The sequence below is a fragment of the Pseudomonas sp. SL4(2022) genome (assembly GCF_026625725.1).
GTDB lineage: Bacteria > Pseudomonadota > Gammaproteobacteria > Pseudomonadales > Pseudomonadaceae > Aquipseudomonas.
This window is the reverse complement of sequence record NZ_CP113060.1, coordinates 457,108-479,714: the sequence shown is the minus strand read 5'-3', so window position 1 is coordinate 479,714 and position 22,607 is coordinate 457,108. Positions and strand designations below refer to the sequence as shown.

19 protein-coding genes are annotated in these 22,607 nt (G+C 59.9%); 16 read left to right on the top strand and 3 right to left on the bottom strand.

Features of this window, described 5'->3' with window-relative positions:
* Nucleotides 1–159 precede the first annotated feature (159 nt).
* The 12 genes from OU997_RS02320 (at nt 160) to OU997_RS02265 (ending at nt 14,850) form a co-directional block, all read left to right on the top strand.
* Nucleotides 160–1,191 carry a DUF6160 family protein gene (locus OU997_RS02320; RefSeq protein WP_108487061.1) on the top strand — a complete coding sequence of 344 codons (1,032 nt, stop codon included), beginning with the start codon at nt 160–162 and terminating at the stop codon, nt 1,189–1,191.
* A 2-nt stretch (nt 1,192–1,193) separates the two neighbouring features.
* Nucleotides 1,194–2,387 (top strand): hypothetical protein, encoded by a 1,194-nt coding sequence (locus OU997_RS02315; RefSeq protein WP_108487062.1) that lies wholly within the window; start codon nt 1,194–1,196, stop codon nt 2,385–2,387.
* Nucleotides 2,388–2,409: 22 nt separating this feature from the next.
* A complete protein-coding gene (locus tag OU997_RS02310; RefSeq protein ID WP_267809850.1) occupies nt 2,410–2,982 on the top strand; it encodes a hypothetical protein in 573 nt (190 codons plus the stop codon).
* A gap of 11 nt (nt 2,983–2,993) precedes the next feature.
* Nucleotides 2,994–5,315, top strand: coding sequence for a DUF6160 family protein (locus OU997_RS02305; protein ID WP_267808759.1), 2,322 nt, complete (start codon nt 2,994–2,996; stop codon nt 5,313–5,315).
* Between the two features lie 257 nt (nt 5,316–5,572).
* A complete protein-coding gene (locus tag OU997_RS02300) occupies nt 5,573–6,670 on the top strand; it encodes a carboxynorspermidine decarboxylase (protein WP_108487064.1) in 1,098 nt (365 codons plus the stop codon).
* Between the two features lie 134 nt (nt 6,671–6,804).
* Nucleotides 6,805–8,049 carry a saccharopine dehydrogenase family protein gene (locus OU997_RS02295; protein WP_267808758.1) on the top strand — a complete coding sequence of 415 codons (1,245 nt, stop codon included), beginning with the start codon at nt 6,805–6,807 and terminating at the stop codon, nt 8,047–8,049.
* A 208-nt stretch (nt 8,050–8,257) separates the two neighbouring features.
* Entirely contained in the window at nt 8,258–9,805 is a 1,548-nt protein-coding gene (locus OU997_RS02290; RefSeq protein ID WP_108487067.1) for a 2-isopropylmalate synthase, read from the top strand.
* Nucleotides 9,802–10,623 carry an energy transducer TonB gene (locus tag OU997_RS02285; protein ID WP_267808757.1) on the top strand — a complete coding sequence of 274 codons (822 nt, stop codon included), beginning with the start codon at nt 9,802–9,804 and terminating at the stop codon, nt 10,621–10,623. Before OU997_RS02290 ends, OU997_RS02285 begins: the two co-directional genes overlap by 4 nt.
* 56 nt (nt 10,624–10,679) lie before the next feature.
* Nucleotides 10,680–11,132 (top strand): ribosomal protein S18-alanine N-acetyltransferase, encoded by a 453-nt coding sequence (rimI, locus tag OU997_RS02280; protein ID WP_108489490.1) that lies wholly within the window; start codon nt 10,680–10,682, stop codon nt 11,130–11,132.
* A gap of 139 nt (nt 11,133–11,271) precedes the next feature.
* Nucleotides 11,272–13,182, top strand: coding sequence for a bifunctional metallophosphatase/5'-nucleotidase (locus OU997_RS02275; RefSeq protein ID WP_267808755.1), 1,911 nt, complete (start codon nt 11,272–11,274; stop codon nt 13,180–13,182).
* Nucleotides 13,183–13,284: 102 nt separating this feature from the next.
* The gene (gene can, locus OU997_RS02270; protein ID WP_108489488.1) at nt 13,285–13,929 is read left to right on the top strand and encodes a carbonate dehydratase; all 645 of its coding nucleotides are present in this window, start codon (nt 13,285–13,287) and stop codon (nt 13,927–13,929) included.
* 3 nt (nt 13,930–13,932) lie between these two features.
* Nucleotides 13,933–14,850 carry a DMT family transporter gene (locus OU997_RS02265; protein WP_267808751.1) on the top strand — a complete coding sequence of 306 codons (918 nt, stop codon included), beginning with the start codon at nt 13,933–13,935 and terminating at the stop codon, nt 14,848–14,850.
* A gap of 436 nt (nt 14,851–15,286) precedes the next feature.
* Here OU997_RS02265 and OU997_RS02260 read toward each other — a convergent pair whose 3' ends face one another.
* A complete protein-coding gene (locus OU997_RS02260; RefSeq protein ID WP_267808749.1) occupies nt 15,287–15,964 on the bottom strand; it encodes a DUF4197 domain-containing protein in 678 nt (225 codons plus the stop codon).
* 204 nt (nt 15,965–16,168) lie between these two features.
* Here OU997_RS02260 and OU997_RS02255 point away from each other — a divergent pair, with 204 nt between their 5' ends.
* A complete protein-coding gene (locus tag OU997_RS02255) occupies nt 16,169–17,629 on the top strand; it encodes a transglycosylase SLT domain-containing protein (protein ID WP_371920668.1) in 1,461 nt (486 codons plus the stop codon).
* Nucleotide 17,630: 1 nt separating this feature from the next.
* Here OU997_RS02255 and OU997_RS02250 read toward each other — a convergent pair whose 3' ends face one another.
* Together OU997_RS02250 and plsB are read right to left on the bottom strand one after the other, a co-directional pair.
* Nucleotides 17,631–17,852: a hypothetical protein gene (locus OU997_RS02250; protein WP_267808746.1), complete on the bottom strand. Its 222-nt coding sequence runs from the start codon at nt 17,850–17,852 to the stop codon at nt 17,631–17,633.
* A 163-nt stretch (nt 17,853–18,015) separates the two neighbouring features.
* Entirely contained in the window at nt 18,016–20,499 is a 2,484-nt protein-coding gene (plsB, locus tag OU997_RS02245; protein WP_267808744.1) for a glycerol-3-phosphate 1-O-acyltransferase PlsB, read from the bottom strand.
* Between the two features lie 211 nt (nt 20,500–20,710).
* Between plsB and OU997_RS02240 the strand changes: the two genes are divergently transcribed.
* From OU997_RS02240 to OU997_RS02230, 3 genes are read left to right on the top strand one after another with little or no spacing between them, the layout of a single operon-like run.
* Nucleotides 20,711–21,010 carry a hypothetical protein gene (locus OU997_RS02240; protein ID WP_108489482.1) on the top strand — a complete coding sequence of 100 codons (300 nt, stop codon included), beginning with the start codon at nt 20,711–20,713 and terminating at the stop codon, nt 21,008–21,010.
* A gap of 23 nt (nt 21,011–21,033) precedes the next feature.
* Nucleotides 21,034–21,876 carry a DUF692 domain-containing protein gene (locus tag OU997_RS02235; protein ID WP_267808740.1) on the top strand — a complete coding sequence of 281 codons (843 nt, stop codon included), beginning with the start codon at nt 21,034–21,036 and terminating at the stop codon, nt 21,874–21,876.
* The gene (locus OU997_RS02230; RefSeq protein ID WP_267808738.1) at nt 21,873–22,580 is read left to right on the top strand and encodes a DNA-binding domain-containing protein; all 708 of its coding nucleotides are present in this window, start codon (nt 21,873–21,875) and stop codon (nt 22,578–22,580) included. The genes OU997_RS02235 and OU997_RS02230 overlap by 4 nt, the downstream gene beginning before the upstream one ends.
* The last annotated feature ends 27 nt before the right edge of the window (nt 22,581–22,607 follow it).

Genomic DNA, 22,607 nt, shown 5'->3' with positions numbered 1-22,607 from the left:
GTGGTGATGGGTAACAGCCTGACGGCTGCCTGTGACGAGTTTCTCGGGTTTTCTCGACTATGGGTCGGCACATTCAAAGGGCGAGCTTTTTATAGTGCTAATCAAGGCGTGGAGTCTTACAGAGACCTGCCACCGATAATAAAAAACAAGGAATTTGCCATGCGCCCAGCTTTGCGCTTTGCCAAGACTGCCTGTGTGTTGATCAGCTCGGCGTTAATGAGTGTGGCTGCCCATGGGGCAATGGTTGAGTTGGCCGACAGTGAATTGTCAGAAGTCACTGGCCAGGCTTTCATCAACCTGGCCACTGATAGCTATGCAGGGGTCAATTACACCCGCATCAATTTCGGCATGGACATTGAAACCCAGTTGAATATGAACAAGCTCAAGCTGGGCTTGTATGGCCGCACGGGTGAGGCTGCCAATACCGCAGATATCAATATCGACAATTTTGCCCTGGGGTCGGTGAATGCGAACGACACAATTAACCCATTCCGTATTTCCAACCCCTTTCTAGAGCTGGCCTACAAAGACAACAAGGTAGTGGGTGTGCGCCTCGGCTTTGGTGAAGCGCAGGGGCATTTATCCGGCAATATCAATACTTACACCGGTAATCTGGCCATCGATATCTTTGGCAAAGGTAGTTATCTGGGGCCGAAAATGAATTGCGGCTGGGATCCAATCTGCGGCATCGCAAAGTCACTTGTAAGTGGCACTTGGGCAAATGATGAGTTCAAAGCGCAGGCATCACTGGTCAACGGGGCCGGCAATGCAGATCCTGTGCGCGGCACCATGGCTGGCCTGCCTGATGGCACAACCCTCTCCATGCCCGCTTCAGGTGCTGTTGCTAACTTTCTGCTGGGGTTATTTAAGTCGCAGGACTGCGGTTTGCTGGGCGTTAGTACCTGCTTCAATCTTTCCGATTACGGCAGCATTCCTGTGGGTAAGTTTGACAATCAGACCCAGCAGTTTGTCGGCACTGCCAATGGTGTATTCCTCTCGATGCAGACGGAAAACGTGCAGTGGCGCGATCAGCAGGATGCCAGCAAGTTCATCACGGCCCTGGCGGGTGCTTTTATGAACTTGCCGCGCAATGCCGATGGTACGGCAGCCATTAACCTAAGCTTCCAGCAAGCGCTGGAAGGCATTGCACGCAAAGATACCTGTCTCGGCTCTGCGACTCACGGGTGCTAATCATGCTTCGATCAATTGGTTTCTGCGTATTGCTTTCGGTGACCACCTGCAGTGTTGCGGAGCTGCAGGAGTTGGCTGACGAAGAGCTGTCAGTGGTTCAGGGGGCCGGATTCGGTTTCGTGCTGGACGGCATCATGCTGGATGCGTCAGCCGCCAATATCACCATCAATGATATTGAGCGGGTCAAGGCCGACGGCACCAAGGAGAACATGCCGGTCAAATTATCGGAGTTCTACCTGAGCGGCAGCGGCAGTAACAAAGGAGCCAACAAGACTCCGGTTACATTGGGGCGGCTGAACCACCCCTTTACCGTAACCCTGGGTAAGGGCGAAGAAATGCGTGCGCTCAGTGACACCTGGGAACTGCGCAGTAAGGTCGTCCGCGAGGGGGGCGTCAACAAGACGGTTCAATACTGGGCGCCCAGTGGTGCATCGCAATGGGTGCAGACCACGCCGAGCAATGTGGCGGTGCTAACACTGGCCTTTCCGGAACGCATGACCTCGGGCGGTTCAAGCTGTATCAGCGGTTTCGCCGGTGCAGGGTTGAACTGCTCAAGTGACCCAAGCGGTCGTGCTGATCTGGGCATGCGCTTTGATTTCAGCGTGGGGGGAGGGCGTAAGGATATTCTCGATTTTGACTTGGCCCAGTTGACCATGGATGGCTCTTATTTGCGGTTGTGGGGGGATAACAGTCGCAAGCAGTTGGTGGGCGAAGCCTTGATCAATATCTTTGCCAAACACCTTGATATCAGTGCCTGTACAGCACCGGAGGCAGCTGCCAATTGCAGCGCTGCGGCGGCCTTGGGCGGCACGCTGTATCTGACCAATGCCTACGCCAATATTGCGCTGGGCTATGGTAAATCGCAGCCGCTGCAGTTTGATGTGAACAGCAACGGTCAATTTGTTCTGGAACTTAGCAACCCTGTGAATACCAGCGGTACGGCTGCCCAGCGCAATGCTCAGGCGGCAGATTTCTATGCCAATACCCCGCGCACCAATCTGGTATTCGACAACATGAATATCGGTTACGGACGGCCACCCGCCAACGGGTTCGCCAACATGCCGGGGGCGGTGGTGAACTCGAATGGTCAGGCCGTGGTAGGGGCTGGCGGCTTGAACGGCGGCTTTAACTTCGGTCGCAATGAAATTTCGGGGCTGAGCTTCAACTATCTGAAGGTGACCAGCCGTGATCTCTAGATTCGGGATAGTCGTGGTGTTCATGTTGGCAATGCCGGCGCTTGCCGAAATGCAGGCGCTGGATGACAACACGTTGAGCAGCATGAATGGTCAGGGCGGGGTGTATCTGTCTGGCGAGTTCAGTATCAACAAGGATGGCGGTGTGTTGTGGAGCAAACCGGCCAGCAACAACCCCAGCACGTGGACGGCCAGCCAACGTAGCTGCGCCAATGCGGGCGCCAGTACAGCGGAGAACTGCGGTATGCGCATCGCTATTCGTTCGGAAGAAGTTGGCGGATGGTATGTACTGGACAACCTCAAGGGTGTGTTCAGTTTCGAAGGGCTGACGTTGCGTACGCGGACTATCAACAGTGGTTTTAATGGTGATGGCGCAGCCTTCAATAAGGATGTATTGGAGTTCGGCCTGCCCAACGAGGTGAAGTTCAAGGATGGCAGCTTTGCCTTTGGCGTGGCTAACCAGGGCGGCTGGCAGAACAAGTCGCTGAGTGTGGCCAACGGCGGCAATCCGTCGTATCAGCAGACCAATATTTTCTCGGCGAAGATTGATGGCACCATCCGCATGCAAGGCAACGTGCTGATCTTTCCGCAGAACTGAGGAGCAGAGCCATGCACCGTCACTCGCTGTTGTTGCTCGCACTTCTGAGTCCGCTTACGCAGGCCATGCAGGCGCTGGATGATCAAGCGTTGTCATCCGTCAGCGGACGTGACGGTATCAGCCTGCAAACCAGTGGCGGTGGCTGGTCGGCGGGTAGTGTGAATTACACGCAGGATGGCCAGACCCTTAGCCTCAAGGGTGTCAGTGGCACACCGCAAACAGCGGGCAGCAACTCGACCACCACGCTTGATGTAGTCGGCGATCAATTGCAGGTGCAGCACAGCGGCAGTGCCCAGGTGCTGAGTGTGGATAACATCGAATTGGCTGGCAGCAGCAAAAGCTTTGGCGCCTTTCGTGCATTCTTCACCCTGGGCGCCAGCCTCAAACTGAGTGGCGGGGGGGCCAGCGGTGTCAGTGGTTTCAGCGTGGATGACAGTCAGCTGTCGCTGAGCGCGGCGACCTTCTATTACCGCGACAATGGCTTTGACCTGATTGTCAAAGGCCTGTCGTTCGATACCTACCTGAACAACGCCTACCTGGATATTGTTAGCGGCGGCAGTGGCCAGGAGATCAAGCTGGACCTGGGTACCTCGCGCTTTGTTGGCTCGATTGCCGGCATCAGCCTTGATCTGGCCCATGGCGACCCGACGCCAGGTGTGGCGGTGACGCCGAGCACTCCCGATCTGCGTGACGTGGATGCCCCGCGCAGCTTCGGCAAACTGAACATGGACTTGCGCCTGGGCGGCAGTATCAGCATTGCGGGTGGCGGGGCCAGTGGCGAAGGACTGCGGATCAAACCGAATATCACCATCGCCAACAGCCTGTTCCAGTATCAGGATGAAGGCGTGCTGCGCGCCGAGAACTTTGCCGGCAGCCTGATCAGCAATTCCGGTTTGACCCTGGATCTTGAACAGGATGGTGTTGGCAGTTACGCCAAAGTCGCCTTTCAAGATTTGAATCTCAACGCCACGCTGGGCGGTCTGATCATGGGCAACCCGAGCAATCAGAAACTCGGCGGCCTGGCGGTGGATCTGAACTTCCTCGACCAGGGCGCACGGCAAAACTGGCTGAAGCTGCGCCCGGGCGGTGACCCTAACTCGGGGCAAAAAGGTATCAGCGCCGACCTCAGCTGGAACATGGTCAACAGCTCGTTGGCGCTCACCGATAACGGTAACAGCATGTGGTTCAGCGGCCTGCGCACCCATGGCACGGGGCAGTTTACGTTTGACCTGACCAAGAGCTGCGCGGCGGGTGTCTCTGCCAGTTGTTATGCCGGTACCAATACCGACATGAACAGCGGTGGTTATAACGGTCACTTCGACGGCATGCGCTTGGGTTTCAAGAACGTGGTCGGTAGTTATAGTTTTGATGGTCTGCGTGTCGGCACACCTGGCGCACCGCTGCAGGGCGGTACCGAACTGCTGGTTCTAATGGAAATATTCCCGGCCTATGACTTTACCCTCAATGGCCACATCACCCTCAAGGCGGGCGGGGCGACGGGCGATGGTCTGCGTTACAACGCCGACTTCTATATGAGTGAAGCCAATGCGGCGATTACCGTCGACGAGAATGGCCGAGGCCTTTGGTTGGCAGGTAGCAGCTATGACATCCACTTTCGTGATGGCTCGCTGGATATCAGCAATAACGGCGTCGAGCTGCGCAAGGGGACGTACTGGTCCAAGCTTGATGTGAACGATGTGCGCTGGGGTGACCGGCAAACCGGTAGCAGCATTGGTCGTTTAGTGCTCAAACGCTATGAGCAAGGTTCGACCCTGGCCATTAATTCGGGCGGTGCTGGTGCGCTGTGCGTCGGCGGCAGCGGCAGTACTTCCAGCGCCTGTGTGGCCAGTGGCGGGCGTTGGGAAGATCGCGGTGACGAAGGCATCTCGGTCAAGCTGAAGAACGTGTTTGTACGTGATGGCTCCGGTAACCCGGCCAATAGCGTATCGAATAACGAGAAGCGCAATCAGATCATCATTGAAACCGGGCGGGTTAATAAGGTGAACGGCACAGGCAGCCAGTTGGTGGTGGACAACTTCCACACGTCTGACGGTAACCCGAGTAACCCGAACGCCAATGCCTATGGGTTCAATGTCGACCTCAACCTAGACGTGGCGCCGACCAAGGTCTGCAATAAATCAGCTGCCGGTTGTACGCCAGTCAGCCCCGATCCGCTTGGCTTTGCGGTCAACGGCCGGGTGCATTTCAAGGAAGTGAACATCGACCGGATTCAGAATGTTCATCCCACTGGCGGTGCCGTGACTTCGATGTACGGGGTCAAGCTGCAGAACGCCGATATCCGCGCCAACCTGACGGCCACGCCGATCAATTGATCCGCACAACCCCGGCGCGTTAACGCTGGGGTACGTCATACCCCTGTCACTCTGACTGGTCATCCTGCGGCGCGTGGGTTGTTTCACGTTGGCCGCGCAGTCGTTGCCGATAGTCACTGAATCGACGAAATATCCCCACTGCTCTTTCGGTATGTGCCGGTTGTCGGCACAATTCGCCTCCACTTTTCGGGGAGGGGTCAGCTTTGCTGATTGCCTGCCGGCCGACTTTGCATAGCATTCGGGGCACAGACACGCAGATGATCAAGACGCCGTACTACCTCATCGACAAGCAAAAGCTCTTGGGCAACCTGGAGAAGATCGCCTACGTACGCGAGCACTCCGGGGCCAAGGCGCTGCTGGCGCTTAAGTGCTTCGCCACCTGGTCGGTGTTCGACCTGATGCAGCAATACATGGACGGCACCACGTCCAGCTCGCTGTACGAGCTCAAGCTCGGTCGGCAGAAGTTCGCCGGCGAAACCCATGCCTACAGCGTGGCCTGGGCCGATGATGAAATCGAAGAAATGGTCGCCAACTGCGACAAGATCATCTTCAACTCCATTGGCCAGCTTGAACGCTTCGCCGAAGCCACCGAAGGCACCATTCGCGGCCTGCGTGTTAACCCGCAGGTGAGCAGCTCCGATTACCTGCTGGCCGACCCGGCGCGCCCATTCAGCCGCCTGGGCGAGTGGGACCCGGAAAAGATCGCCGCCGTGATGGATAAGATCAGCGGCTTTATGTTCCACAACAACTGTGAGAACGGCAGCTTCGAGCTGTTCGACCAGATGCTGACGACCATTGAAGAGCGCTTCGGTCATCTGCTGGAGCAGGTCGAGTGGGTCAGCCTCGGTGGCGGCATTCACTTCACCGGCGACGACTACCCGCTGGACAAGTTCTGTGCGCGGCTCAAGGCCTTCTCCGAGCGCTTCGGGGTGCAGGTGTATCTGGAACCGGGCGAAGCGGCCATCACCCTGAGTTCCTCGCTGGAAGTCACGGTGCTCGACACCCTGTACAACGGCAAGCACCTGGCCGTGGTCGACAGCTCGATCGAAGCGCACATGCTTGACCTGCTGATCTACCGCCTTAACGCCAAGATGGAACCGTGCAACGGTGAATACACCTACATGGTGTGCGGCAAGTCCTGCCTGGCCGGTGACATCTTCGGTGAGTATCAATTCGACACGCCACTGGCCATTGGTGATCGCCTGTCGTTTATCGACGCCGCCGGTTACACCATGGTCAAGAAGAACTGGTTCAACGGCCTGAAAATGCCGTCCATCGCGGTCAAGCAACTCGACGGCAGCGTCGAAGTGGTGCGCGAATTTGGCTTTGACGATTACCTGTCGAGCCTGTCTTAACCCCGTAGGGTGGGCGGCGCTTTTCCGGCCACCGCTCTGCAATCACACAGGTGGATGCAAACAGCGTCATCCACCCTACGTGTTTAAACCCGCTGCAACGCTCTCAATAACGCAGTACTCAGGAGGTGAAACAATTGAAGAAGAATGTTCTGATCATTGGTGCAGGAGGTGTCGCCAAGGTGGTGGCCCACAAGTGCGCGCAGCACAACGACGAATTGGGTCGGATTGCTATCGCGTCGCGCAACATCTCCAAATGCCAGGCCATCATCGACAGCGTTAACGCCAAGGGCAGTCTGAAACAGCCGGCCGAGATCAAGGCCTTTGCCCTCAATGCGCTGGATATTGAAGCAACCAAAGCACTGATCCGCGAAACCGAATCGCAGATCGTCATCAACGTGGGTTCGGCCTTCCTCAATATGTCGGTGCTGCGCGCCTGCATCGAGACCGGCGCCGCCTACCTCGACACCGCCATCCACGAAGAACCGGGCAAGATTTGCGAAACGCCGCCTTGGTACGGTAACTACGAGTGGAAGCACCTGGCCGAATGCCAGGAGAAGGGCGTGACCGCCATCCTCGGCGTCGGTTTCGATCCGGGCGTGGTCAATGCTTACGCCGCACTGGCGCAGCAACAGTACTTTGACAGCATCGAGTCGATCGACATCCTCGACGTCAACGCCGGTTCCCACGGCAAGTACTTCGCCACCAATTTCGATCCGGAAATCAATTTCCGTGAATTCACCGGCCAAGTCTGGAGCTGGCAGAACAGCCAGTGGACCAGCAACCGCATGTTTGAAGTCAAACGCACCGACGATCTGCCGGTAGTCGGCGAACAGAATCTGTACTTGACCGGGCATGACGAAGTGCATTCCCTGTCCAAACACCTGAACGTGCCCAACGTGCGTTTCTGGATGAGTTTCGGCGAGCACTACATCAACGTGTTTACCGTGCTGAAAAACCTCGGTCTGCTGTCCGAACAGCCAGTCAAAACCGCCGAAGGCCTCGAAGTCGTGCCGCTGAAAGTGGTCAAGGCCGTGCTGCCCGATCCGTCCTCGCTGGCGCCGGGTTATAGCGGTAAAACCTGCATTGGCGACTTGGTCAAAGGCACCAAAGACGGCAAGCCAACCGAGTTGTTTATCTACAACGTCGCCGACCACAAAGATGCCTATGTCGAGACCGACAGTCAGGGCATTTCCTACACCGCTGGCGTACCGCCGGTCGCCGCTGCGCTGCTAGTCGCGCGTGGTGACTGGGATGTGGCGCGCATGGCCAACGTCGAAGAACTGCCGGCTGAGCCGTTCCTCAAACTGCTGGACGTAATGGGTCTACCGACCCGGATTAAAGACGCCAATGGCGACCGTCCCTGGGATCAGGCGCTTTGATTGGCCTGATCTAGCGGCGCTCTAGCTCGCTTAATCAGCAAAACGCCCGCCATTTAGGTGGGCGTTTTGCTTTCTACCGTTTTATCCGCGACCTGGCATCCATATGCGCCGCGCTTCCCGCCTGCGGCATTTCACGCGACAATCATTCCTTATCGACACGCGCCCCCACGTCGGGTGTGTGCTCCGGCGACTCCGTGAGGACACCAGCATGAGCAGCAACGATCGCGTCATTATTTTTGATACCACCCTGCGTGACGGCGAGCAGAGCCCCGGCGCGTCGATGACCGGTGAGGAAAAGTTGCGTATCGCCAAGGCGCTGGAGCGCCTGCGTGTCGACGTGATTGAGGCGGGCTTTGCTATCGCCAGCCCGGGCGACTTTGCCGCGGTCAAGGCGATTGCCGACAGCATCAAAGACAGCACCGTGTGCAGCCTGTCGCGGGCCCTGGATGCGGACATTGATCGCGCCGCCGAAGCCCTCAAGGGCGCCAACAGCGGGCGTATCCACACCTTTATCGCCACCAGCCCGATCCATATGCAGCACAAGCTGCGCATGCAGCCGGATCAGGTGGTGGAACAAGCCGTCCACGCCATCAAACGTGCGCGCAACCTGTGCAGCGACGTGGAGTTTTCCTGCGAGGACGCCGGCCGTTCTGAGCTCGATTTCCTCTGCCGCATTATTGAAGCGGCCATCGATGCCGGTGCGCGCACCATCAATATTCCCGATACGGTTGGCTATGCCATACCGCATCAGTACGCCGAGACCATTCGCCAGTTGCTCAACCGCGTGCCAAACGCCGACAAGGCGGTGTTCTCCGTGCATTGCCACAACGACTTGGGCTTGGCCGTGGCCAACTCGCTGGCGGCGGTGGTGGCCGGTGCGCGCCAAGTGGAGTGCACCATCAACGGCCTCGGTGAGCGCGCCGGTAACGCCGCGCTGGAGGAGATCGTCATGGCGATCAAAACCCGTGAAGACCTGCTCGGCGTGCACACCCGCATCGACACCCCGCATATCCTCAGTACCTCGCGGATGGTCTCGGGCATCACCGGTTTCCCGGTGCAGCCAAACAAGGCCATCGTCGGTGCCAATGCCTTTGCCCATGAGTCGGGCATTCACCAGGACGGCGTGCTCAAGCACCGCGAAACCTACGAAATCATGTCAGCGCAGTCGGTTGGCTGGCACACCAACAAGTTGTCGTTGGGCAAATTAAGCGGGCGTAACGCCTTCCGCTCACGCCTGGATGAGCTGGGCATCGTGCTCGCCGGCGAGGCGGAGCTGAACGCTGCGTTCGCCCGCTTCAAAGACCTGGCGGACAAGAAGCAGGAGATCTTTGATGAAGACCTGCAGGCCCTGGTGTCCGACACCCTGACCGAGGAAGCGCCGGAGCATTTCAAGCTGATCACCCTGGAGGTGGCGAGCAAAACCGGTGAGGTGCCGCAGGCTCAGGTGGTGGTCAGTGTTGCGGGGACCGAGCACAGTGGTAATGCCCAGGGGTCGGGGCCGGTGGATGCCACCTTCAAGGCCATCGAGTCGATTGCCCGCTCCGAGGCCAACCTGCAACTGTATTCGGTTAATGCCATCACCCAGGGCACCGACTCGCAGGGTGAGGTAACCGTGCGCTTGGAGAAGGGCGGGCGCATCGTCAACGGCAACGGCGCGGACACTGACATTCTGGTGGCCTCGGCCAAGGCCTATATCAATGCGCTGAACCTGATGCAGGCCGGGCAAAAGGCGCACCCACAGGCGGCTGACGTTTGATCGCTGAACTGCGCCGCCGTGCTTACCTGAGTGCCATGCAGGTGGCCAGTTGGCTGCCGCGCGTGGAATTGCCCTTTGCTGCGCCCTCGCGGCCGGAGTTGCTACAGCCGCTGGTTGAGGCCGAGCCCGAGCCGGAGGTAGCCGCTGCCGTGCCACCGGCGGTGGCTGAAGCGGCGCCGGCCTATGAGCCGCCGCATGCCGAAACCGCCGTTGTCGCGCCAGTTACCCGGCCCAAGATCGACGTGCCGCGTCCGGCGCCTCAGGGGCGCATGGCCAAGGTGGAACCGGCTACAGTCGACGCCGAAACGCAGATCACTTCCCAGCCAACGCCCGTTGCCCCCCCGCGCTTTGCCTTGCAATTGCTGCGCGCCGGTGCCTGCGCGGTATTGGTCGAGTTGCCCACCGGTGAGCCACTGCAAGGGCGCGACCCCGCGTATCTGCTGCTCAAGGATCTGCTGCGCGCCGCCGGTCTGCCGGACAGTCCGCAACTGATTGGCGAGCCGGTGCGCTGGCCACTGCTGGTGCGCGGGCAGATCGACCAGGGGCCGCAAGCGGCGCTGGAATATGTGCAGAGCTTTGTTGGCGCGCGGCTGGAAGAACAGGAGCCTTGCAGCTGCCTATGGCTGGTGGGGTTGCCGGCGATTCGGTTTGCCGGTGAAGCGGATGCCGAGGCCTATAACCGTGAGCTGCAGGTCGAGGGGCTGGGCACTGCCTGGGCGCTGCCGGGCCTGGAACTGCTGATGGACGAACCCGAGCGCAAGCGCGAGCTGTGGCAAGCCATGCGGCGCGTGCGTCAGCGCTGGTTGGCTGCCAATTGAAGACTTCTTTCCCGGCCGTTTGGCCGAGGTTTCTACCGTTTGCCGAGTCAACCTGAATGAGTGATGCAATCAGCTTCCGCCCGATGACGGCGGCGGATATCGATGCGGTGCTGAAAATCGAATATGCCGCCTTTAGCCACCCTTGGACGCGCGGCATCTTTACCGACAGCCTGACCGCCTACAACTGCTGGGTGATGTTTGAAGGCCAGCAGCAGGTCGGCCACGGCGTGATCCAGATCATCATGGACGAGGCGCACCTGCTCAATATCACCGTTAAGGCAGAAAGCCAGGGCCGTGGCTTGGGCTTGAAGCTGCTCGAACACTTGATGCAGCAGGCCAAGAAGCAGGGCGCCAATGACTGTTTTCTGGAGGTGCGTGCGAGTAACCAAGTGGCTTACCGCCTGTATGAGCGCTACGGCTTTAACGAAGTGGGCCGGCGCCGCGACTACTACCCGGCCGTTGGCGGCCGCGAAGACGCGTTGGTGATGGTCTGTCCGCTGTTCGATTAGGCCTGCCCATCGCCTGCTGACTCGATTAGCTACCGCCTACGGCGCTATTCGCCGCTGACCTGACGCAGAGCTTGTCGCATACTGGCGCGTGCTGCCATCAGCGGTAGCGGTATTCGGCCCATTGCCCCAAGGACTTGTCATGCGTCTGTCTGCTTCGTTGCTTGCGGTGTTCTGCCTATTCATCAGCGCTCAGGCCTCCAGTGCCGAACGCAGTTTTACCATCCTGCACACCAACGACTGGCAATCACGCCTGCTCGGCTTTGGCCCGAACAACGAATATTCCCCCGCGACCACCGGCGATGACGATACCGTCGGCGGCGTCGCGCGCCTGGCCACCTTGCTGGAGCAGCGCCGCGCTGCTGCTGGCGAGCAACCGGTGCTGCTGCTCGATGGCGGCGACTTCAGTATGGGCACGCTGTTTCATACCGTGACCCGCGAAACCGGCGGCGAGCTGCGCCTGATGACCGAGCTGGGCTATGACGCAGCGACCCTGGGCAACCACGAATTCGATTTTCGTCCGGCCGGCTTGGCCGCGATGATCAGCTCGGCGCACAAGATCAAGGGCGATGCGCTGATGCCGCTGCTGTCGAGTAACCTCGGCTTTGACCCCGCGCGCAAGGAAGATGACAGCCTGCAGGCCCACTACGAGGCTGGACGCATTGCGCCGTACAAGCTGATCGACAAGGGCGGCATTCGTTTTGGCCTGTTCGGCCTACTCGGTAACAACGCCGTGGCAGTCAGCCCGATGATCAAACCGGCGGTGTTTGCCGATCCGGTCGCGACTGCTCAAGCCATGGTCGCCAAGCTGCGCGAGGAGGGTGCCGAGGTGGTGATTCTGCTTTCGCACATGGGCGTGGTGCAGCAGGAAGACGGCAGCTGGCGCGGTGAAGAGGTCGAGCTGGTCGAGCAGGTGCCGGGCATCGATATCGTGGTTGGCGGTCACTCGCACACGGCCCTGGCGCAGCCTGTGCTGGTCAATGGGCGCACCCCCGTGATGCAGGCTGGTTCCGAGATTCAGCACCTGGGCGAGCTGCGCATGCGTCTGCCGGCGGACGGCAAACCGCAGGTGGTCGATTACCAGCTGCACCCGATCAATGACCAGATTGCCGGCAGCGCTGCGGTGACTGCCAAGGTCGAGGACTTCAAGCAGGTGGTCAGCGCGCAGATGCTGGCGCCAAAGGGATACACCTTCGACCAGCCGCTGGCCAAGGTCGACAAGACCCTGACCCGCGCCCATGACGATCCGATTCTTGGCAATCTGGTGACCGATGCACTGCGCCATGCGACGGGCAGCGATGTGTCATTTACCGGCAACGGCACTATTCGTGACAACCTGATCATGGGTCGGCATGGCGTGCAGGCGGTGTCCGACCTGTTCCGCATCGCTCCGCTGGGCGTTGGCGAGCTGGATGATGCGCCGGGTTATCCGCTGATCAAGGTGTACGTCAGTGGGCAGGAGCTGAAGAGCCTGCTTGAAGTGCTGCTGCTGGCCTATCAGGTCCGTGAAAGTAAAAGCTATTACCCGCGCGTGTCGGGCCTGCGCTTCAGTTACAACCCCTGGCGGGTGCCATTTGACCGCGTCAGCCGAATTGAGCTCGGCGACCCGATCAAGGGCTATACGCCGCTCGACCTGGCCGACCAGCGCCTTTACAGCATTGGCGCCACCAGCTATGTCGGCAGCTTTACCTGGCTGGTCAGCGACCTGACCAAGGGCCTGCTCAGCGTGCAGCCCAAGGATGCCGAGGGACGGCCACTGGCGGCGATCAAGGATGCAATCATTGATGCTGATCCGCAGCAGCCCGGCGTGCAGGAATATAAAGAGTGGCAGGGCCTGCTTGACCATATTCGCAGCATGCCGGACCTGAACGGCGATGGCCTGGCTGATATCCCGACCCAGGGCGCGGCCGCCGAGCAACGCATGCTGCGTGTGCCCAGTCTGCAGCCAGCCGAGCTTTACCGTTACGCCGGGCCGCTGCAATGGGGCGTGAGCCTGGTGCTGTTGGCGGGTGTGTTGCTGATTCTCTGGTTGTTGCGTCGTCGCCGCGCCTGATCAAGCCTGCTGCCGGCTGTTCGCTGTGAGGGCAGCTACTCCGTGCTTGTCAAAAGCCGGTGGCGCTCCTATGGTGCGCATCGACGAATCCGGGAGTGACGCATGAGCGACCTACAGCACCTCTTCGACAACAACGTGCGTTGGGCCGAAGCGATCAAGGAAGAAGATCCCGAGTTCTTCGCTAAGCTGGCCCAGCAGCAGGTGCCCGAGTACCTGTGGATCGGCTGCTCCGATGCGCGTGTGCCGGCCAATGAGATTGTCGGCCTGCTGCCGGGCGATCTGTTCGTGCACCGCAACGTCGCCAACGTGGTGCTGCACACCGACCTCAACTGCCTGTCGGTGATCCAGTACGCGGTCGATGTGCTCAAGGTCAAACATATCCTGGTTACCGGGCACTACGGTTGTGGCGGCGTGCGCGCATCGATGCAGGACACCCAGTTCGGCCTGATCGACGGTTGGCTGCGCAGCATTCGTGACCTCTACTACGAGCACCGTGAACACCTGGCGCAGTTGCCCAGCGAAGAGGATCAGGTCGATCGCCTGTGTGAGCTCAACGTGATCCAGCAAGTGGCGAACGTCAGCCACACCACCATCGTGCAGAACGCCTGGCATCGTGGGCAGCCGCTGGCGGTGCATGGCTGTATCTACGGCATCAAGGACGGCCGCTGGAAGAACCTCAACGTCACCGTCAGCGGCATGGAGCAGCTGCCACCGCAATACCGCCTGCGTCCTCTCGGTCAGCGTTGAGGTATGCCGTCCTCCGTGCGCATCGCGCTGGCCGGTTTGCTGCTGGCGACGCTGTGCTGGTCCGGCAATGCCCTGGTGGCGCGGGCGTTTGCCGGCGAAATCCCGCCGTTCGCCCTGTCATTCTGGCGCTGGAGTCTGGCACTGGTTCTGCTGTTGCCCTTTGTGGCCAAGCCGCTGTGGCAACACCGCGCGGCATTGCATGCGGCCGGCTGGCGTTTGCTGGTGCTCGCCGGCATCGGTATCGCGGGCTACAACAGCCTGCTCTACGCCGCCGCGCAAACCACTGCAGCGATCAATATAACCCTGGTCAATACCTGCCTGCCGCTGATGACCTTTATCGGCGCGGGCCTGCTGCTTGGCGAGTGGCCGCACAGTCGCGCCTGGTGGGGCATGGCAGTGGCCGTAGTTGGACTGCTGGTGCTGATCAGCACAGGCAGCTGGGCCAGCCTCCGCGGTCTGGCATTCAATCAGGGTGACCTGGTCATGCTGCTGGCGGTGGCTGACTGGGCGCTCTACTCATTGCTGTTGCGACGCTGGTCGGCTCACCTGCTGCCGATTCCGCCACTGGCGCTGCTGGGCGTGCTGATGCTGCTGGGTGTGCCGTTGATTCTGCCGTTCTATCTGTATGAACTGGCCCAGGGCGCACGCTTTAGCTTTACCACAGCCAACCTCGCGGCTATAGGCTACACCGCGATCTTCGCCTCACTGCTCGCCTACCTGGCCTGGAACCACGCCATCCGTGTACTCGGCGCCGCCAAGGCGGCACTCTCCAACTACCTGATGCCGGTGTTTACCGCCGTACTGGGGTGGTTGCTGTTGGGGGAGGGCTTGCAGCCTTATCACTGGCTTGGCGCAACGCTGATCTTTACTGGCCTATTGTTTGGTACGTACGGTGCAGTTAAGGCCGCAAAAGGCGGGTAGGCCAAAGAAACGGCAATTGTGAAGGCTGTGCAGTCAGAGCATGCTGTTAACTAGCAGGCGTTACTTGACCCAGCTATACGCAATGTTTGGCAGTTCGACTACCTGGGCGTTTCTGTCATCAATCCTTGGGAAGCCTAGATATTGAGGTCGCTGCGCTCATTAGGCGCGAGTGAATAAAACAGGCACGCAACAATAACGATTAAAAAGCTAAGCGCTGCTTTTTCCAGGGAAACCAAAGGTATGAGAGTACAGCTAGCGCAGCAGCAATAAACAACAGATACCTGCTTACAGTGATCGCGACTGCGTAGCAATAAATGACAGGGTGAAGGGTGCGATTTCAAACAGGGATAGATGTGTTTTCCGATAAGGCAGGTTGCTGCAGTGCCCAAAAAGCCAGATCTCATTGTCTGGCTTTTTCATATCCATCCCCGCCTTCTTACAGCGCTCCAAACACCTTCTTCGCCAAATTGGTCGCCGCACCCGCCGGGTTCTCACGGATGCTGGCTTCCTGCTCGGCGATCATGGCGAACAGGCCGTCCAGCGCCTGCTCGGTTACATAGTTTTCGATATTCGCGCTTTTCGCGTCGATCACGCCGAAGCTCGCGGCTTGGCCGGCGAAGCTGTTGTATTGCTTGGCCAGACCGACCTGGTCGGTGGCTTGCTTGACGATAGGCAGGAACTTGGCGCGGATCTGTTCGCGGCTGGTCTTGTTCAGATACTGGGTGGCGGAGTCCTGCGGGCCACTGAGGATGCTTTTGGCGTCCTGCAAGGTCATCTTTTTCACCGAGTCCACCAGCAGTGCCTGGGCTTGCGGCACGGCGGCTTCGGCGGCCTTGTTCATGCTCGCTTCCAGCTGATCCACCTGCGCGCCCATGCCCATCATTTTCATGGTTTTTGCGGCTTTACCGAGGTTGCCCGGCAGTTCGATGCGTACGTCCGGGTTGTTGCTGAAACCACCGGGTTTGCCCAGCTGCTGAACGGCCACTTTGGCGCCTTGGCTGAGGGCATCCTTGAGTCCGCCGCTGGCGTCGCTTTGCGAGAGGTCGGCGAGGGACAAGGCCATGGCATTGGAGGAAAGAACAAAACCGGCAGCCAGGGTCAATAGACGAAGCATGATGAGCATCCTTGTAGGTGAGAGGCCAGCGTTGGAGCTTAACGGAGAGTGCTAGCCCAGACTACCGGCACCGCGGCTTGGCGACGATAGCGGGCCTGAGCCAGTATTGTTAAGGGCGGGCGCAGCAGGTCGATTAACTCGGGTGAGGGAGCATGCATGAGGGGTTATGGTTGGGTGATGAAGGTACTGCTGGTCGGGGTGCTGATGGTGGCGATTTCGCTGTCGGCACAGGCGAGCGTGCTCGACTGGCTGGCGGTTGAGCTGGATGAGGCCGAAGAGGCGGAAGTGGAAGAGCTGGTGTTGCCGGTGCCGGACGACTGGATTGGCGACTTCGACGGCATGCGGGAGCGTCGCTTGGTGCGGGTGCTGGTGCCTTACAGCAAGACCTTTTTTATGGTCGACCGTGGCCGTCAGCAGGGCATCAGCTATGAAATGGGCAAGGCGCTGGAGGTGTGGCTGAACCGGCATCACCCCTACCCGCAGAAGTCGCTGCGCTGGCAGGTGATGTTTATTCCGGTGGCGCGCAACGAATTGATGCCCAAGTTACTCAGTGGTATTGGTGATATAGCCGCTGGCGGTCTGACCATTACGGAGGGGCGGCTGCATACGGTGGATTTTGCCGCGCCGTTTTCCAGCAATATCCGTGAGGCGGTCATCACCGGGCCATCCAGTGCAGCGCTGAGTCGGCTGGAGGACTTGTCCGGGCAAGAGGTGACCGTACGCGCTTCCAGCAGCTACTTCGAACATTTGGTGGGGATTAACCGGCAGTTCAAGGCGCGTGGGTTAAAGCCGATCAAGATCATCCCCGCAGATGAAAATCTGGAATCCGAAGACCTGCTGGAAATGCTCAACGCCGGCTTGCTCAATGCCGTGGTGGTGGACCGCTACATTGCCGAGGCCTGGAGCCCGCTGTACAAGCAGTTGAAGATTCATGACAGTTTTTACATCCGTGAGGGGGGCGAATTCGCCTGGGCGATTCGCAAGAGCAGCCCGCTGCTCAAGCAGGAACTGGCAGCCTTTGTGGACAAGCACAAAGCGGGTACTGCATTCGGTAATAGCCTGCGTAATAAGTACGTGAAAAACAGCACGCGTGTACTCAATGCCACTACGGAGGCGGAACTGCAGAAGTTCAATGCCCTGGTGGGGCTGTTTGAGAAGCATGCCGGCACCTATGACTTCGACCATCTGATGTTGATGGCTCAGGGGTATCAGGAATCGCAGCTCAATCAGGCTGCGCGTAGTCCGCGCGGTGCGGTGGGGATTATGCAACTGTTGCCCAGTACCGCCGCAGACCCGGTGGTGGGCATCAGGGGCATCGACAAAAGTGCAGATAAAAACATTGAGGCCGGCAGCAAATACATGCGTGTGCTGGCCGATAAATACCTCAACGACCCCGAGCTGACGCCAATGAACCGCACCCTGCTGAGTTTTGCCGCGTACAACGCCGGGCCGGGCAATTTGCGCAAATTTCGCCGTTTGGCCGAGAAGTCAGGTTTGGATAAGAACGTCTGGTTCGGTAACGTCGAACATTCAGCCGCGCGGGTGGTGGGGCGTGAGACGGTCGATTATGTCGGCAATATCTACAAGTACTACGTGGCGTACAAACTGGCCGAAGCCAAGAACCGCACCCGTCAGGAACTGACGCAAAAGTCCGCGCGCCCTTGAATCAGGGGGCGTCGCTTAGCCGCTGCAGTTCACGGCGCACCATCTGTGCATAGGCCGCGGGTTTGAGGGCGTACAGCTCGGCGGCGACCCAACTCAGCCAGCGCCCACCCAACTCGGGCTTGGCCGCCAGCAGGCGCTGGGCTTCAGCTTCGGCGCGCGCCTGGTTGGCCTGGTGAAACTCGGCGCGGGAGGGCTTGCTGGTTTGATCGTTGTCTGGATGCATGAGTGACTGGATGTCTAGGGGCGATCTGGGTGTTATCTACAGGCTTCTCGAACCGTAGGGTGGATGGCGCTTTACCCATCCACCGGATCGGTCGCAGGGTGGATGAACAGGGCGTCAGCTACGCGCCCCGATCCACCCTACGTCGCATTTACGATTGGGTGGTTTACACCGGCTCGGCGACATCCTCGTTGCGGTCCATGGCCACTTGGCGAATCGACAGGCGAATCTCCGCAGGCAGCACGCGCTTGGCCGCGCCTTCGGCCAGTTCGCTGAGCAGCGGGTGGTGGCTGAGCTTGCCGGCCTCATCCTGACGCAGCACGCCTTGATCCAGCAGGCTCTGGATAAAGTGACGGAACAAGCTCTTGTCGAAGAACTCCGGGGCATTCAGGCCATGCAGGATCGACAGGCGCTGGGCCATCACGGTGCAGAGGTCTTCCAGCTCTTCGGCGCTGATGGCGTTCTGCCCGGCATTGAGCAGCAGGGCGGTGGCCATGTAGAAGCGCTGCAGGGTCTGCACGATGGCGCGGGCCAGCAGGGTCAGCAGGACGAATTCGCGCGAGCTGGGTGCCGGGCGCACGTACATGTCGCCATCCAGCTTGAGCAGGCCTTGCTCGACAAAGGCGGCCAGCCACTGATCGACCACGCCGTCCAGCTCTTCCAGGTTCCAGCGGATAAACAGCTCGGACTGCAAGTAGGGGTACAGTGCACGGGTAAAGCGCAGGATCTGTTCGCGGCTCATCCGTGAACTGCTCTGGAAGAAGCTCGCCAGCAGCGCCGGCAGGGCGAAGATGTGCAGCACGTTGTTGCGGTAGTAGGTCATCAGAACGGCGTTCTGCTCGTCCAGATAGAGGATCTTGCCGAGGGCGTCCTTCTGTTCGGCGAGCAGGTCCATCTTCTGTACGTATTCGATCAGCGCCTGGCCGTTGCCCTCCGGCAGGGTGGTGTGCGGCGAGTAGGGCACGCTGCGCAGCAGGGCCAGGTACAGGTCGAGCACCCGCGACAGGGCGCGCTCGTCCAGCGCCAGTTTGCTGGTGGAGAGCAGCGCCAAGCCCACCAGATTGACAGGATTGATCGCCGCCGCTTCGTTCAGATGCTGCGCCACGCGCTCGCCAAGGCGGCTGGTGGTTTCATTCAGCCACGCCGGGCGGAACTGCGTGCCGTAATCCTGTTCGCGCCAATTGGGCTGCTCGCCGTCGAGGAATTCCGCCAGTTTGATTGGCTCGCCAAAATTCACCCAGACATGGCCAAAGCGCTGCTTGAGCGCGCCGATGACTTTGAAAATGTCGAAGATCGATTCTTTCTTCTTGCTCGCGCCGCGCAGCTCGCCCAGGTAGGTGCGGCCTTCCAGCACGCGCTCGTAGCCGATGTACACCGGCACAAACACCACCGGCAGGCGGTTGCTGCGCAAGAAACTGCGCAGGGTGATGGCCAGCATGCCGGTTTTCGGCTGCAGCATGCGCCCGGTGCGCGAACGGCCGCCTTCGACGAAGTACTCGACCGGGAAACCCTTGCTGAACAGGGTGTGCAGGTATTCGTTGAACACCGCGGTATAGAGCGGGTTGCCCTTGAAGGTGCGGCGCATAAAGAACGCGCCGCCACGGCGCAGCAGGCCGCCGATCAGCGGCATATTGAGGTTGATGCCGGCGGCGATGTGCGGCGGCGTCAGGCCGTTGCGGAACAGCAGGTAGGACAGCAGCAGGTAGTCGATATGGCTGCGGTGGCAGGGCACATAGATCACCTCATGGCCCTGGGCGACTTCCTGCACGCCCTCGATATGGTTGACCTTGATGCCGTCGTAGATCTTGTTCCAGAACCAGCTCAGCACCAGTTCGAGGAAGCGAATGGCGGTGTAGGTGTAGTCCGAGGCGATTTCGTTGCCATAGCGCAGGGCTTGGCCTTCGGCCTTCTCCAGGCTGATGTTCTCGCGTTCGGCTTCTTCGATGATCGCCTGACGCACCTGCGGACCGTGTACCAAGCCTTTGACCAGGTTGCGTCGGTGCGAGACGTCCGGGCCGATCACGGCGGCTTTCTGGTTGCGGAAGTGCACGCGCAGGATGCGCTGGACCATGCGCAGGGTGCGCTCGTGGCCTTTGTCCTGCTCGACCAGCTCGCGCAGATGAATCGGCGTGGAGAACTGCACGCGGGTCTTGCGGCCGAGAATCAGAATGCTCACCAGTCGGCGCAGGCGTCCGGTCACCGCCCAGCTGTCGGCGAACAGCAGCTTCCACGGGCTGGTTTCACGGTCCGGCGATTGGCCCCAGAACACGCTGACCGGAATGATCTGCGCATCGTCCACGGCATGCTGGCTCAGTGCGCTGACCAGGCGTTGCAGGGTCGGCGAGATGCCGCGTTTGTCCTGCCGGCCGAGCCAATCGGGCTCCGGGGTCAGGTAGAAGAAGGCGGCAGGCTCCAGCAGTTCACCTACGGCCGCCGGCAGCACCGGGCGCGGCAGGCCGGCCTTGCGGCATTCCGTATCGACCACTGCCAGGTCACTCAGCGACGGCTGTTGCAGCACGTAGAACACCGGCTTGCTGCGGTCGAGCTTGAGGGTAAAGGCGGACTGGTTGATGGTTTCCGAGCGCACCCAGAGGTACAGCACGCGGCGCAGGGTGCCAAAAACGAGACGGCGGAGCGGAGATCGGGTCATACGGAGTCTGCAGGCTTGAAAACGAGCATTTGCTCGGGAGGCGTAGTGTGCCGGATCGGCTGCCTGGCGGCAAAAATCTTCTAGGGTTTAGCAGCCGTCAGCTGGGTTGCGAATTTTTTCCGGTGCAGCTGTAACAGCCGCCGGTCGGGCGCGTCTATTGGGCCGAGGCAGCCAATCGGCCGCCACTGTAAACCACCATTGGAGCGTTGCCATGAACCATCTGAACACTGTTGTTGCTTCCCTGGGCGCGGTACTGCTGAGCAGCGCTGCATTGAGCGTGCAGGCCGCGAGCAACCCGTTTGCCGCACAGGAACTGAGCAGCGGCTACAGCCTGGCTGCTGGCGAAAAATCCGCTGAAGGCAGCTGCGGCGAAGGCAAATGCGGCGGCGAAATGAAGAAAGCCGAAGGCGAAGGTAAGTGTGGCGAGGGTAAATGCGGTGGCGAAGCCAAGGCCGAAGGCGAAGGTAAGTGCGGTGAAGGCAAGTGCGGCGGCGAGCAGAAAACCGAGTAACGGACTGAGTGCAGGGGCAGAACATGCAGATGGATTTCGTTAACGGTGCCGGGCTGGGCCTGCGTCGCGGCCTGCTCGGCGCGCTGCAGAACTGCAGCACAGACGAGGTGGACTTCCTCGAACTGGCACCGGAGAACTGGATCGGCGTAGGCGGGCGTTTAGGCAAGCAGCTGCGCGCCATAAGCGAGCGCCTGCCACTGCTCTGCCATGGTCTGTCCCTTAACCTCGGTGGCTTTGCGCCGTTGGATATCGAGCTGCTCAAAGCCATCAAAGGCTTTCTCGACCTGCACGGTGTGCGTGGTTACAGCGAGCATTTGTCGGCCTGCGCCGACCATGGCCAGCTGTATGACCTGATGCCGCTGCCGTTTTCCGATGAGTCGGTGCTGCGTATCGCCGAGCGCGTGCGCATCGTGCAGGACGTGCTGGAGCGGCCGCTGATCATCGAGAACGTGTCGGCCTATGCGCAGTTGCCGGGCGAGCTGGACGAGGCGACGTTTGTCAGCGCGGTGCTGGAACAGGCCGACTGCCAGCTGTTGCTCGATGTGAACAACGTCTTCGTTAACAGCATCAATTTCAACTTCGATGCGTCGGCGTATATCGCCAGTCTGCCCAGTGCACGCATCGCCTATTTGCATGTGGCCGGGCATTACGACCAGGCCAGCGACCTGAAAATCGACACCCACGGCGCGCCGGTGATCGACCCTGTCTGGGCGCTGCTGGAACAGGCCTACGCCGTGCATGGCGTGCGTCCGACCTTGTTGGAGCGCGATTTCAACTTTCCGCCGATTGCCGAGCTGTACGCCGAGGTGGCGCAGATTCGTCAGCTGCAAACGGCGGCGGATCCTTTGCGGGGTTACGCAACATGAGGGGCGTTGACGCACAGTGCGCGTTTGCCGCGCGTATTCGCCAACCGGCAGTGCAGCCCTTGCTGGAGGGCATTACGGCCGAGCGGATGGCAGTGTATGAAGCGCTGTTCTTCAACAATATTGAAGGCTTTATCAGCGGCGCTTTTCCGGTGCTGCACCGGCTGATCGAGGCCAGTCGTTGGCAGCGTTTGGTGCGCAGTTTTATCGCCGAGCACCCGGCACGCACGCCGTATTTCTTGCAGATCAGCCAGGAGTTTCTCGCCTGGTTGCAGCAGGGCTATGTCGCCGAGGCCGGCGATCCGCCGTTTATCCTCGAACTGGCGCATTACGAGTGGGTTGAGCTGGCGCTGGATGTTAGCGAGGCCGAGCTGCCTGCGCAGGGTTGGTCGCCCCTAGCCTGGCCGTTGGCCTATCAGTGGCCGGTGCAGCGCATTGGTGGCGATTTCCAGCCGACAACGCCGCCGGACGAGCCGACGTGTTTGCTGGTCTGGCGCGATGGGCAGGATAGGGTGCGCTTTATGCAAATCAGCCCCTTTGCCTATCAGTTGGCGACACGCCTGCAGGCTGGTGAAGCCGTTGACGCCGCGTTGTTGGCTTTGGCCCAGCAGCATGGACTGAGCGCTGATACGCAGTACTTCAGCAACGCCCATGACCTGCTGGCGGAGTGGTGCCGCCAGGAAATCTGGTATTCCTCCATTACCTAATCACTTGATCACGGCACCCTCGGTGTC